The following is a 12579-nucleotide window of genomic DNA, read 5'->3' on the forward strand; positions in this document are numbered from 1 at the left end:
TCAGAGTCGGATCACATATTCCTTGCGAGTCGTTTCAAGCACTTCCCAGCTTCCCTTGAAGCCGGGCCTGAGGACGAAGCTGTCGCCGGCGCGCACCGTGCGGGCTTCGCCGCCCTCCTCCGCGATGACCGAAACACCCGACAGGATGTGGCAGAACTCCCATTCGTCATATTCGATGCGCCATTTGCCTGGGGTTGCTTCCCAGATGCCGGCGTAGAGGCCGCCGTCGGCTTCCTCGGCGTTCCAGGTGCGAAACTGCGGGTTGCCGGAAATCAGGCGGCCTTCGGCCGGAGCGCCCGCTTCGGGCTCCGTGCCGTCGGTATCGATCTTCAGAAATCTCGTCACGCCACCCCCCAGGTGCCAAAGGCCCCGGCTGCGATGCGCTGCCGGGGCCTTTTCTTGCACTGCTTTTCAGACCTTTGCCAGCGCCTGTTCGAGATCGGCGACAATGTCGCTGACATCCTCGATGCCGACCGACAGGCGGACGACGTCGGGGCCGGCACCGGCCGCAACCTTCTGCTCGTCGGAAAGCTGGCGGTGGGTGGTGGAGGCCGGGTGGATGACCAGCGACTTGGTGTCGCCGATGTTGGCGAGGTGTGAAAACAGCTCAAGGCCTTCGACGAACTTGACGCCGGCTTCGTAGCCACCCTTCAAGCCGAAGGTGAAGACGGCGCCCGCCCCTTGCGGCGAATACTTCTTCATCAGGGCGTGGTTCTTGTCGCTCTTGAGTCCGGGATAGGCGACCCATGCCACCTTGGGGTGGTCGGAGAGCCAGCCGGCAACCGTCAGCGCGTTGTCGCAATGGCGCTGCATGCGCAGCGGCAGCGTTTCGAGACCGGTCAGGATAAGGAACGCGTTGAACGGCGAAATCGCCGGCCCGAGATCGCGCAGGCCAAGCACGCGAGCGGCAATCGCAAAGGCGAAATTGCCAAAAGTCTCGTGCAGGACGACGCCGCCATATTCGGGACGCGGCTCCGACAGCATCGGGTACTTGCCTGACTTCGACCAGTCGAAGGTGCCGCCGTCGACGATCATGCCGCCGATCGAATTGCCGTGGCCGCCGATGAACTTGGTCAGCGAGTGCACGACGATGTCGGCGCCGTGCTCGATCGGACGGATCAGGTACGGGCTCGCCAGCGTGTTGTCGACGATCAGCGGCAGGCCATGCTTGCGGGCGACATCGGAGATCTTCTCGATGTCGACGAAGGTGCCGCCGGGATTGGCAAGGCTTTCGATGAAGATCGCCTTGGTCTTGGCGTCGATCTGCTTTTCGAAGCTTGAGATGTCGTTGGTGTCGGCCCAGCGGGCCTCCCAGCCGAAATTCTTGAAGGCGTGGCCAAACTGGTTGATCGAACCGCCATAGAGGCGCTGCGCGGCGATAAAGTTCTCGCCCGGGCGCATCAGGTTGTGGAAGACCAGCACCTGGGCGGCATGGCCCGAGGCGGTGGCAAGGGCCGCGGTTCCACCCTCGAGCGCGGCGACGCGCTCCTCGAGAACCGCCTGGGTCGGATTCATGATGCGGGTGTAGATGTTGCCGAACGCCTTCAGCCCGAACAGCGAAGCGGCGTGGTCAGCATCGTCGAAGACGTAGGACGTCGTCTGGTAGATGGGCGTGGCGCGGGCGCCGGTCGCCGGATCGGGCTTTGCGCCGGCGTGGACGGCGAGCGTGTTGAACCCGGGGGTGCGCTGGGACATCTTTTTACCTCCAAAGAATAGGTCCGTGAAATCGGCTGACATCTTTGGCGAAGGCGGCATCGGAAAGCAAAGACGAATATTCCACAACCGCCGTCGCCGACAGAGATAATTTGCGCAGGAAGGCGCAATCGCGCGCCGGCGGCGGACTACTTGGCGCGAATGCCGAAACTCTGGAAGCCCGGGCGCATGAGCGGGCGCCTGGATGACAAAACACCGGAATTGACCCCGGTCCAGCCGATCTCGCCGGCAAGCCTTGCATATTCGATCTTCGGGCAGCGGTTCATGACCACCTTGATGCCTGCGGCCTCGGCGCGCGCCGCCGCCTCGTCATTGCGAACGGTGAGTTGCGTCCACAGGACTTTCGGCAGGGGATCGAGTGCAAGAATCTCGTCGACGATTTGCGGCACGGCGGCGGACGCGCGGAACACGTCGACCATGTCGATGGCGACGGGAATGCCGGCGAGGCTGGAATAGGTCATGCGGCCCAGCAATTCCTTGCCGGCATGGCCGGGGTTCACCGGAAAAACCTCATATCCCTTGTCGATCAGGTATTTGGTGACGAAGTAGCTGGGACGGACCTCATTGGCGGACGCGCCGACGATGGCGATCGTCCGGACGCCGTTCAGGATGCCGGCGATGTAGGCGTCGTCATAAGCGTCGTGGTTCATATGCCTCGCTCGTGCTTGTTGAAGGACGCCGGCGCCAAGCCTCTCAAGGGAGAGAGATTGAGCCGTCTTCGGCGATCGGAAAATCGGGATTGTGCGCGACTTCCCAGAGGTGGCCCTCGGTATCGGAGAAATAACCGTACCAACCGCCCCAGAACGCGCGCTGCGCCGGCTTGACGATGCGCCCGCCGGCACGCTCTGCCTTGGCCAGAACGTCATCCACTTCGGCCTCGGAACGGGTGTTGTATGCAAGGGACATGCCCGAGAAAGCGCCCTTGCCGTTGGCGACGCCCGCATCCGCCGCAAGTTGTTCGCGTGACCAAAGGCCAAGCACGACACCGCCCATCTGGAAGAATGCGACGCCTTCGGTGATGACCGTGTTTCGCTTGAGCCCCATCGCCTCGTAGAAGCGAACGGCGCGGTCGAGGTCGTCTACTCCGAGTGTCACAAGCGAGATACGCGGTTCCAATCTATTCTCCCTTCCAGTGTGGTTCGCGCTTTTCGATGAAAGCACCGATGCCTTCCTCGGCATCGCTGGCCATCATGTTCTCCACCATCACGCGGGCGGTGTAGTCATACGCCTCTTCCAGCCCCATCCCGGCTTGGGCATAGAAGGCTTCCTTGCCGGTCTTCAGCGTCAAAGGCGATTTCGAAACAATGGTTTGAGTGTATTTGCCGACAATGTGATTCAGGTATTCGCGCGGCACGACGCGGTTGACCAGGCCGAAGTCGCGGGCGCTTGTCGCATCGATGGTCTCGCCGGTGAGCAGCATTTCCATCGCCTGCTTGCGAGAGACGTTGCGTGACAGCGCGACCATCGGCGTCGAGCAGAACAGGCCGATGTTGACTCCAGGCGTACAGAAGGTCGCTTGATCCGAGGCTATGGCAAGGTCGCAACTGGCAACCAGTTGCAAGCCGGCGGCCGTGGCAAGGCCGTCGACCTCGGCGATGACGGGCTTTGGGTGGCGCACGATCGCCTGCATCAGCGCCGCACAGCGGGTCATCGTCAGTTCGAAAAAGGCCCTCCCCCGATCGGCATCGCTTCTGTGCGCGGTCATCTCCTTGAGATCATGACCGGCGCAGAACACCTTGCCGGAAGCGGCGAGCACAATGACCCGGACTTCGGCGTCGTTGCGGGCACTGTCGAGATGGGAGTGCAGCGCGGCCATGACCTCGATGGACAGGGCGTTTGCCGGCGGATTGGCCAGCACCAGGCGCAAGACGCCATTGTCCAGGCTGGATTGCACCTTCACATCGGATGCGGTGCGCTTCATGGCGACGATTTCGGCCATCACTTCCTCTCCCTGCATTCGACCGGCGAAAGAATCGCTGCATCAAACCATATGCCTATACGCTTGGCCTTGAACCTTTGTTCCCAATTATGTCTTGGTGGCAGCGCTCACAAAAGATCGGAACAGATTCCGGCGAGGGATGGAACCGACATGCCAGAACAAAAGGGATTGCAGCCGCTGATGACGGCGGCCGACGTCAACAGCCTCCTCGGCGAGGTCTATCCGCAGCTGAACGAGGAATACGACTTCTATCAGGTCATGGACGTCTTCGCCGGCGGTTGCACCGTGCGGCTCAACGCCGACGAACGCCATTTGCGTCCGGGTGGCACGGTCTCCGGCCCGTCGCTGTTTACGCTGGCCGACATCGGCGGCTATGTCTGCGTGCTCAGCCATGCCGGCCCCGACGCTCTCTCGGTCACGACCAACCTCAACATCAATTTCATGCGCAAGGCAGAAGCGGGCCCGATCGACGGCCATTGCCGCATCCTGAAGCTGGGCAAGAGCCTGATGGTGTTCGACATCGACATCGTTGCAGGCCCGGACAAGCAGACCGTGGCGCACGCAACCGGCACATATTCCATCCCACCAAAGCGCAATTTGGATGCGGTAAAATAATACCACAACCCTATCTTACTGATATTATTACACTATCTTGACCAACGTACGGCGCGCAGTCCTTGACGGGCTCCCGCCGCTCACCTATAAGCCCAGCCAAAGCAGCGGCCCGAATTGGGTCGCCGTTTTGTTATTGGCGGATGGCTGTGGTCATCGGCCAATAAAAGCAACAAGAAACGCCTTCTCCGGAAGGTCCGAAACGAAAGCTACAACCATGACAACCTTTTCGCAGAAGCCTGCGGACGTGGTGAAGAAGTGGGTGCTGATCGACGCCGAAGGTCTCGTCGTCGGCCGTCTCGCCACCATCGTCGCCAACATCCTCCGCGGCAAGAACAAGCCGACCTTCACGCCTCACGTCGACGACGGTGACCATGTCATCATCATCAACGCAGACAAGGTCGCGTTCACCGGCAAGAAATTCACCGACAAGGTCTACTACTGGCACACCGGCCACCCCGGCGGCATCAAGGAGCGCACCGCGCGCCAGCTGCTCGAAGGCCGCTTCCCGGAGCGCGTCCTGGAGAAGGCCGTTGAGCGCATGATCCCGCGCGGCCCGCTCGGCCGTCGCCAGATGAAGAACCTCCGCGTCTATGCAGGCGCCGACCATCCGCATGTCGCTCAGCAGCCGGTGACGCTCGACGTCGGCGCTTTGAACGCCAAGAACAAGAAGGCCTCGTAATTATGGCTGATCTCAGCTCGCTCGCAGAACTCGGCACCGTCGCTGTCGCCGCACAGCCGGCAGCTCCGGTCCACGTCCAGAAGCTCGACAAGAGCGGCCGCGCCTATGCCACCGGCAAGCGCAAGGACGCCATCGCCCGTGTCTGGGTGAAGCCCGGCTCCGGCAAGATCGTCGTCAACGGCAAGGAATTCGCGGCCTATTTCGCGCGTCCGGTGTTGCAGATGATCCTGAACCAGCCGATCGTCGCTTCCAACCGCGTCGGCCAGTACGACATCATCGCCACCGTCGTTGGCGGCGGCCTGTCCGGCCAGGCCGGTGCCGTTCGTCACGGCATCTCCAAGGCCCTGACCTACTACGAGCCGACGCTGCGCGGCGTGCTCAAGAAGGGCGGCTTCCTGACCCGCGACAGCCGTACGGTCGAGCGCAAGAAGTACGGTAAGGCCAAGGCCCGTCGTAGCTTCCAGTTCTCGAAGCGCTAAGCTTCCCGAACCCAGAAATTTCGAAAAGGCCGCCTTCGGGCGGCCTTTTCTTTTTTTGGATGCCGTCCTGCCCGGACTGGCCTAATCTCTTGCGATAGGCCCAAGCCTCATCCGTGGGAGACGGTCATGCTCCGCATGCTCGCACTGGCAGCAGCACTGGCATTTGCCGCGCCCGCCACGACGGCGGATGCAGCCACGAACAAGTTCCTCAAGAGCAAGACGGAGTTCGACACCTGCTGGATGCGGGCGCATGATCGGGCAAGGGAGAAAGGCGCCGATTCGAGGGGTGCTGCCAAGAAGGCCGACAACCGGTGCAGGAAGCTGGGCAAGAAGATGCTGAAGGAGGGCGGCTCGAAATACTCGCTCAAGGACCGGCGCAAGGCGCTTCGGGGAGCCAACGACTACTAGCGGCATCCGCCGCCGGCATCGCATCTGTCAGTTGGTCGGCGCAGGAACGTCCGCTTCGCTGATTGCCGAGGCCACAGATTCAGGAGCGTCGGCATAGGGCACGCGGTAGCCGTTTTCGGCCAGCCATTCGATCGCCGCACGCGGTTCGTCGGTCTGGATCATGGTGGCGCCGCGCTCGACCCAGAAGCCGAACACCTCATTGGGAAATCCTGCTGCCACTGCAAGTTCATCGCCGCGACCGCCGGAAAGGAACCCGCCGGGCTTGTTGACGATGGCGTGGGTGTCGACCCAGATGTGCCAGTTGCCGCGAACGGATGCAGCCTTCACCTTCGCCGAGAACAGTGGGCCGCCTGATACGGTCATCTTGTCCGCATCACCGCGCCAGGTAATCATCTCGACGGCATTGGCGGCAAACGCCTTGCCGGCAGCCTCAACGAAGACCGGGTCGCGCACCGCATCGTCCGCCATGATCGGCATGAACTGAAACCCCTGCCCGACCCCGGCCATGGTCGCCTTGACCGAGGCAACACGCTCCGGGCTCCACAGGTTCGCCTTGACCACGACCTGTTCTACCATGCCCATAGCGCGCGCCAGCGCCACCATGTCGACGAGGTCAGCGGTCTCGAGCTTGTTGTCGAGATTGACCAAAATCCGGCCCTTGGCGACGGCCAGAAATTCCTGCAGCGTCGGCACCGGTTCGGCGGTGACGGCGCCGGTGCCTTCAACCACGAGGCGGCACTTTCTCAGTTCGTCCATGGCACGGGCGGCGACTTCGCCCTCGCAGTCCGTGGTGCGGTCGAGCCAGCTGTCGTGCATGACGATCAACTGGCCGTCGCCTGAACGCCTGACGTCGATCTCGACCATTTCCGCACCGAGTGCGATGGCGTTGCGCAGGGATGCCATCGAGTTCTCGGCAAATCGCGCCTTGCCATCCTGCAGTCCGCCTGCCCTGTGCGCCACGACCATGACGTGGTCACGGCACTGGTTGGCGTTCTCGAAACGCTCGAGGATTTGTTCGGCCCGGGAGCCGGAATGCGCAACCGATATTGCGCCAAGCCCAAAGACGAAAGTGGCTACACCTGCCAGAACTGCCCGCATGGGAATCGCTCCATGGCCAACTGATGCCTGAAGGACCTAGGCGGCGGCGATGACAGGGGCATGAAAGGCCCATGACAGAGCGATGAAGCTTGGGAACACGGCCTTGTCACACGCATTTCGCCATGGGACTGGCATGTTCGGCCGAGCTTCTGTAGTTCTGGCGCCCTTGCCTTGCGAAAGACTGAAAAAGGAGATTGCCCATGCCCTCTTCGTCGATCGATCACGCCTTCACCGCGCGGACCAACACCGGCCGCTCGGGTGATCCGACCTATGCAGGGGCCTTGTCCTTCATGCGCCGCAGATTTTCGAAGAACGTTGCCGGTGCCGACGCGGTCGTCTGGGGCATTCCGTTCGACGCGGCCGTCACCAACCGTCCGGGCGCCCGCTTCGGTCCGCAGGCGATCCGCCGCGCCTCCGCGATCTTCGACTGTGACCCGCAATATCCGTTCCAGCGCGATCTGTTCGAGGATCTGGCGGTCATAGACTATGGCGACTGCCTGCTCGACAGCGGCAACCATCAGAAGACGCCGGGCACGATCGAGCGCGAAGCAGCCAAGATCCTGAAATCTGGCGCATTCCTGCTGACGCTCGGTGGCGATCACTTCGTCACCTGGCCGGTGCTCAAGGCCCATGCGGCTATCCATGGCCCGATGGCGCTGGTGCAGTTCGACGCTCACCAGGACACATGGCCCGACGACGGCAAGCGCATCGACCACGGTTCGTTCGTCGGCCGTGCGGTCAAGGACGGCATCATCGATCCCGACCGTTCGATCCAGATCGGCATCCGCACGCATGCGCCCGATGATTTCGGCATCAAGATCCTCTACGGCCACGAGGTCGAGGAGATGCGGGCGGCCGATATCGCCTACGCGATCGCCGAGCGCACCGGCGGCAAGAAGACCTATGTGACTTTCGACATCGATTGCCTGGATCCGGCATTCGCGCCTGGAACGGGAACGCCCGTGGCCGGCGGCCCCTCGTCGGCCAAGATCCTGTCGGTGCTGCGCCAGATGACCCAGATCGACATTGTCGGCGCCGACATCGTCGAGGTTGCACCGGCCTACGACCATGCCGATATTACGGCAATCGCCGGCTCGACGGTGGCGATGCACTATCTTGGCCTGCTGGCCGAGCGGAAGGCTCGCGACAAAGCCTGAGGCACTGAATCAAGAGGCTGCGGACATGAGTCCGAATTTGGCCATAACCACCTGAAATAATGATTTTTTCGACGGACGGCAGACAATGAAACCGAAAATCTTCATCGACGGCGAACACGGTACGACGGGCCTCCAAATCCGCACGCGACTCGCTGCCCGCGACGACCTTGCCGTGCTGTCGATCCCGGAAGCCGAACGCCGCAACGTCGACCTCAGGGCCGAGCGCCTGCACGAGGCGGACGTCGCCATCCTTTGCCTGCCTGACGACGCGTCCAAGGAAGCGGTGCGTATTCTCGAGGGCAACAACTCGACCCGCGTCATCGACACCTCGACCGCTCATCGCGTCCACCCCGACTGGGCCTACGGCTTTGCCGAAATGGACGCCGCCCAGCGCCAGCGCATCGCCGACGCGCGGCTGGTCGCCAACCCTGGTTGCTATCCGACAGGCGCGATCTCGCTGATCCGTCCGCTGGTCGCGGCCGGCACCCTGCCCGCCGACTATCCGGTCAGCGTCAACGCCGTTTCCGGCTATACCGGCGGCGGCAAGCAGATGATCGGCCAGATGGAGGACGCGTCGCGTCCCGACCACATCGCCGCACCGCATTTCCTCTATGGCCTGCCGTTGATGCACAAGCACGTTGCCGAGATGAAGCAGCACGGCCTGCTCGACCGGCGCCCGATCTTCGCACCATCGGTCGGCCGGTTTGCGCAGGGCATGATCGTCCAGGTGCCGCTGCATCTCGCCGACCTCAATGGTTCAGCGTCGATCGGCGACATCCACGCCACGCTTGCCGCGCATTATGCCGGACAGGACATCGTCGAGGTCGTGCCGCTGGCGCTCAGCGCCAAGCTCGACCGGCTTGACCCGACCGAGCTCGCTGATACCGACCGCATGAAGCTCTATGTCTTCGGCACCGAAGGCCAGGGCCAGGTCAATCTCGTCGCGCTGCTCGACAACCTCGGCAAGGGTGCCTCGGGTGCCGCCGTGCAGAACATGGACCTGATGCTCGGGCTCAAGCACTAAAGATGGATCAGGCTGTCTTTCCGGATCTCTGGGAAGTCAGCGACCCCCAGCTCATTGCCGAGACGTTTTCCAGCCGCATCTGGAAGGTGCGGCTGGCCGACGGCAGCCCGGCCGTGGTCAAGGCGCTCAAGCCATTCGACGACGTTGCCGACGAATTGCGCGGCGCGCACTATCTCAGCTGGCGCGACGGCGTCGGCGCCGTGCGGCTGCTCGGTTTCGAGGGGCACAACATGCTGCTCGAATTTGCCGGCGACCGGCTGCTTGTCGATGACTTGAACGAACATGGCGACCGCCACGCCACCGACATCGCAAACGAGGTGATGGCCAGGCTCTTTTCGCCGTCCGATGCCCCCCCTCCAGGGGATTTGCAGCCGCTGAAAGAGCGCTTTTCCAGCCTGTTCAAGAAGGCTGGGCAGGATCGCAGCGCTGAGCTGGAAAGTCCCTATCGGGACGGCGCGGTCATTGCGGAGCGCCTGCTGTCAAATCCGCATGACCTGCGCGTACTGCACGGCGACCTGCATCACGAGAACGTACTGCATGGCGATCGCGGCTGGCTGGCGATCGATCCCAAGGGCCTGATCGGCGATCCGGGTTTCGACGCGGCGAACTTCTTCTACAACCCGCTCGATCGCCAGGCCGATCTCTGTATCCGGCCCGAACGCATCGCCGTCATGGCCGAGCTGTTCGCCGGGACACTGGGGCAGCGCCCCGACACGATCCTCGATCATGCCATCGCCTGGGGCTGCCTGTCGGCCTCATGGCATGCCGAAGACGGCAACGACCGCGACGAGACCAGCGAACTGGCCGTCGTCGCGGCGGTCCGCGGCGTTCGCGCTAGGTTCTGACCTCAACCGTCGTTTCAAGCGGGTATGCGCCCTTGGCGCCGCGCCAGTGTGCCGTGGCGAAGATCAGCACGATCAGCGCAAAACCCTGATGCAGCAGCGCCCAATGCATGTGCGCCTGCGCCAGCAAGGTGCCGACGCCAATGGCCGCCTGGCAGAGGATGAGCCCCAGCAGCAGCCAGGCGCGGCGCGCATGGGTGGTGCGCGGCGCAATGCGGGTGGTCGAAACGGCATGCCAGAGCGCCGCGACAAGCACCGCACAGGCGAACATGCGGTGGACGAACTGCACCGTCTTGGGGCTTTCGAAGAAGTTGCGCCAGACCGGCTCGATCAGCAGCAGGTCGCCCGGCACGATGGCGCCGTCCATCAGCGGCCAGGTGTTGTAGCTGAGACCCGCATGCAGGCCGGCGACCAGCGCGCCGAGATAGATCTGGAACAGCACCAGCAGCGCCATGACGCCGGCGAAACGCTGGACCCTCCGGTCGGCGGGCGGCTCGGAATAGGTAGCCAGCCCGCGCGCGATATAGGCAACGGCCATAACGATGATGCAGGCGAAGGTCAGGTGGATCGCCAGCCGATACTGGCTGACGGAGACACGCTCCGACAGGCCGGACGCGACCATCCACCAGCCGATGAAGCCCTGCAGGCCGCCCAACGCCAGAAGGCCTGCCAGTCGCGGCTTGAGGCGGCGTTCGAGCCGGCCAGTCACCCAAAAGAAGGCGAGCGGGATGGCGACGAGGAAGCCGACGCCGCGGGCAAGCAGGCGATGCGCCCATTCCCACCAGAAGATGCCCTTGAACTCGTCAACGGTCATACCCTTGTTGATCTGCTCGTATTGCGGGATCTGCTGGTATTTTTCGAACTCCTCCTGCCATTCGGCCTGGTTGAGTGGCGGGATGACGCCGTGAATGGGCTTCCATTCGGTGATGGAGAGTCCGGAACCGGTCATGCGGGTGGCGCCGCCGACCATGACGAGCGCAAACAGCACGACCAGCACGGCGTACAGCCAGATACGAACGGCGGTGCGGTCGCGCCGTTCCTTGTCGCGCAGCGCAATCGGGGCGGCAGTGTTGGTCGTCGCAGACATCGGCGTCTTTCCCGGCTCGTTCGAAACCTGGCGGACAGGTGGACCATAGCAGCTTCGCTGGCAAGTTCGGACCACGCGACACGCAGTCGCGCCGGCAGCCCAGACCAGTTGCGCCGGCAGGCGGGAGCGACTATGCCCTTCGCGGACAAAGGATGAAAATATGCCCGTTCGCCTCAAGAAGCTGATCGGCACCGTGCTTCTGGTGCTCTTGGTGATCGTCTACGCTCTCGTTGCGACGATGGTTGCGGTGGCGCAGCTGGCCGAATCCAGCGCCGTCGTGCATCTGATCTTCTTCTTCCTCAGCGGCTTGCTGTGGATCCTGCCGGCGATGTGGATCATCAAATGGATGGTCACGCCGCCGAAGGCGTCCCGCCGCTAGGCCCTACACCGTCACGACGCGGCGGCCGCGGCTCGCCATGACGGTGGTGGCCCCCGACAGCATCGCCCGCATGGCGCCCAGGTTCTGATGGCGACCGTTGACCGACAGGCGCGGCAGTGCGTGCAGATGGCTGGCGTGTTCGGGCCTCACTATGCCGTGCCTTGTGGTGACGGCTGAAAGGAACCCCGCCTCCCGTGCCAGATGCGTTTCGCGCAGGCCTACGGCCGCGGCATAGCCGTAGGGATAGGCAAAGTGGCGTGGCGCCTGGCCCAGTTCGCCTTCAATCAGGCTGCGCGATCGATACATTTCGCGCATCGCTGCTTCGGGTGTCAGCCGCTTGAGATTGTAGTGGTGAACCGTGTGCGCGCCGATGGTGGCCAACGGATGATCGGCGACCCGCCTGATTTCGTCCCAGTTCATCAACAGCTTGCGGCCTGGCTCCGATGCGTCCACGCCGGCTGACAACGCCCACTCGCTCAGCAAAGCGCGCTGGTCCTGCTCCTGAACATGCTCGGTCAAATGCGTGGACAGGCACTGGAACGCACGCCTGCGCGCCTCCGGTGTCGCGCAATCCAGATGCACCTCGCCGTTCGCGCGCTTCAGCGCCACCGGCTTGCCCGCCTCGACAATGGCGTCGACGACCTCCCACCAAAGGTCGACTGCGCCGGAGATGAGACCCGGCGCGACATAGATGGCTATCGGCGCGGCATGGCTTTCCAGCACCGGCAGCGCCTCGGTGAGATTGTCGCGATAGGCATCGTCGGCGGTAATCGCGGCGAACTGCCCTGCCTTGCCGCCCGCACGGATCCGCGCCACCGCTTCGTCCATGGAAACAAAAACATAGCCGAGACGCTTCATCTCGCCGATCAGGACGTCGAGAAATGCCGGTGTGATGCCGAGGTGCCGGTTGGGACCGTCGGGCCGGTCAGAGGACGCCGTGACGCGATGCAGCATCAAGATAGCGCCGATGCCTCCGACAAGCGGGCGGGCCAATGCTCCAAGGCCGGCGCTGCCGATCAACCGAAAGGCCAGTTTCCGCGCCCTGTCGGCTGCGTCGATCATTCCTTCACCTTTGGCATCTAGGCTCGACCGTATCGGCACGCCTGTGCCCATGCTGATGCTTAGACGCCAAGGATTTAAGTATGGTTGACGCTACTGC

At 63.2% G+C, this 12579-nt stretch carries 16 protein-coding genes; 8 read left to right on the forward strand and 8 right to left on the reverse strand.

Annotation, left to right across the window (positions count from 1 at the left end; all coding sequences use genetic code 11):
* From PCJ21_RS04620 to PCJ21_RS04640, 5 genes are all read right to left on the reverse strand, one after another.
* A complete protein-coding gene (locus PCJ21_RS04620; protein WP_269930204.1) occupies positions 1-345 on the reverse strand; it encodes a cupin domain-containing protein in 345 nt (114 codons plus the stop codon).
* Between the two features lie 66 nt (positions 346-411).
* Positions 412-1695, reverse strand: coding sequence for an O-acetylhomoserine aminocarboxypropyltransferase (locus PCJ21_RS04625; protein WP_269930205.1), 1284 nt, complete (start codon positions 1693-1695; stop codon positions 412-414).
* Between the two features lie 146 nt (positions 1696-1841).
* Complete coding sequence (locus PCJ21_RS04630) at positions 1842-2363, reverse strand: CoA-binding protein (protein ID WP_269930206.1); 522 nt, start codon at positions 2361-2363, stop codon at positions 1842-1844.
* 43 nt (positions 2364-2406) lie between these two features.
* The gene (locus PCJ21_RS04635; protein ID WP_269930207.1) at positions 2407-2829 is read right to left on the reverse strand and encodes a VOC family protein; all 423 of its coding nucleotides are present in this window, start codon (positions 2827-2829) and stop codon (positions 2407-2409) included.
* A 1-nt stretch (position 2830) separates the two neighbouring features.
* The gene (locus PCJ21_RS04640; RefSeq protein WP_269930208.1) at positions 2831-3652 is read right to left on the reverse strand and encodes an enoyl-CoA hydratase; all 822 of its coding nucleotides are present in this window, start codon (positions 3650-3652) and stop codon (positions 2831-2833) included.
* Between the two features lie 150 nt (positions 3653-3802).
* Here PCJ21_RS04640 and PCJ21_RS04645 point away from each other — a divergent pair, with 150 nt between their 5' ends.
* The 4 genes from PCJ21_RS04645 (at position 3803) to PCJ21_RS04660 (ending at position 5833) form a co-directional block, all read left to right on the forward strand.
* Entirely contained in the window at positions 3803-4267 is a 465-nt protein-coding gene (locus PCJ21_RS04645) for a PaaI family thioesterase (protein ID WP_269930209.1), read from the forward strand.
* A gap of 214 nt (positions 4268-4481) precedes the next feature.
* Positions 4482-4946: a 50S ribosomal protein L13 gene (gene rplM / locus PCJ21_RS04650; protein ID WP_269930210.1), complete on the forward strand. Its 465-nt coding sequence runs from the start codon at positions 4482-4484 to the stop codon at positions 4944-4946.
* A 2-nt stretch (positions 4947-4948) separates the two neighbouring features.
* The gene (gene rpsI, locus PCJ21_RS04655; protein ID WP_269930211.1) at positions 4949-5425 is read left to right on the forward strand and encodes a 30S ribosomal protein S9; all 477 of its coding nucleotides are present in this window, start codon (positions 4949-4951) and stop codon (positions 5423-5425) included.
* Positions 5426-5551: 126 nt separating this feature from the next.
* Positions 5552-5833 (forward strand): hypothetical protein, encoded by a 282-nt coding sequence (locus tag PCJ21_RS04660; RefSeq protein ID WP_269930212.1) that lies wholly within the window; start codon positions 5552-5554, stop codon positions 5831-5833.
* Positions 5834-5860: 27 nt separating this feature from the next.
* On the opposite strand, the gene PCJ21_RS04665 is transcribed toward PCJ21_RS04660, so the two are convergent.
* Positions 5861-6931, reverse strand: a complete 1071-nt coding sequence (locus PCJ21_RS04665) for a glycerophosphodiester phosphodiesterase family protein (RefSeq protein ID WP_269930213.1) — start codon at positions 6929-6931, stop codon at positions 5861-5863.
* 200 nt (positions 6932-7131) lie between these two features.
* Between PCJ21_RS04665 and speB the strand changes: the two genes are divergently transcribed.
* From speB to PCJ21_RS04680, 3 genes are all read left to right on the forward strand, one after another.
* Positions 7132-8088, forward strand: coding sequence for an agmatinase (speB, locus tag PCJ21_RS04670; RefSeq protein WP_269930214.1), 957 nt, complete (start codon positions 7132-7134; stop codon positions 8086-8088).
* Positions 8089-8173: 85 nt separating this feature from the next.
* Positions 8174-9112, forward strand: coding sequence for an N-acetyl-gamma-glutamyl-phosphate reductase (argC, locus tag PCJ21_RS04675; protein ID WP_269930215.1), 939 nt, complete (start codon positions 8174-8176; stop codon positions 9110-9112).
* Positions 9113-9114: 2 nt separating this feature from the next.
* Complete coding sequence (locus tag PCJ21_RS04680) at positions 9115-9957, forward strand: aminoglycoside phosphotransferase family protein (protein ID WP_269930216.1); 843 nt, start codon at positions 9115-9117, stop codon at positions 9955-9957.
* Here the strand turns inward: PCJ21_RS04680 and PCJ21_RS04685 are convergent.
* Positions 9947-11041 carry a COX15/CtaA family protein gene (locus PCJ21_RS04685; protein ID WP_269930217.1) on the reverse strand — a complete coding sequence of 365 codons (1095 nt, stop codon included), beginning with the start codon at positions 11039-11041 and terminating at the stop codon, positions 9947-9949. The two genes, PCJ21_RS04680 and PCJ21_RS04685, sit on opposite strands and share 11 nt — an antisense overlap.
* 160 nt (positions 11042-11201) lie before the next feature.
* Here PCJ21_RS04685 and PCJ21_RS04690 point away from each other — a divergent pair, with 160 nt between their 5' ends.
* Positions 11202-11420 (forward strand): DUF2842 domain-containing protein, encoded by a 219-nt coding sequence (locus PCJ21_RS04690; RefSeq protein ID WP_269930218.1) that lies wholly within the window; start codon positions 11202-11204, stop codon positions 11418-11420.
* 3 nt (positions 11421-11423) lie between these two features.
* Here PCJ21_RS04690 and PCJ21_RS04695 read toward each other — a convergent pair whose 3' ends face one another.
* Positions 11424-12482 (reverse strand): polysaccharide deacetylase family protein, encoded by a 1059-nt coding sequence (locus PCJ21_RS04695; RefSeq protein ID WP_269930219.1) that lies wholly within the window; start codon positions 12480-12482, stop codon positions 11424-11426.
* Positions 12483-12579: the final 97 nt, after the last annotated feature.

Source organism: Aminobacter sp. HY435, from assembly GCF_027568395.1.
Classification (GTDB): domain Bacteria; phylum Pseudomonadota; class Alphaproteobacteria; order Rhizobiales; family Rhizobiaceae; genus Aminobacter.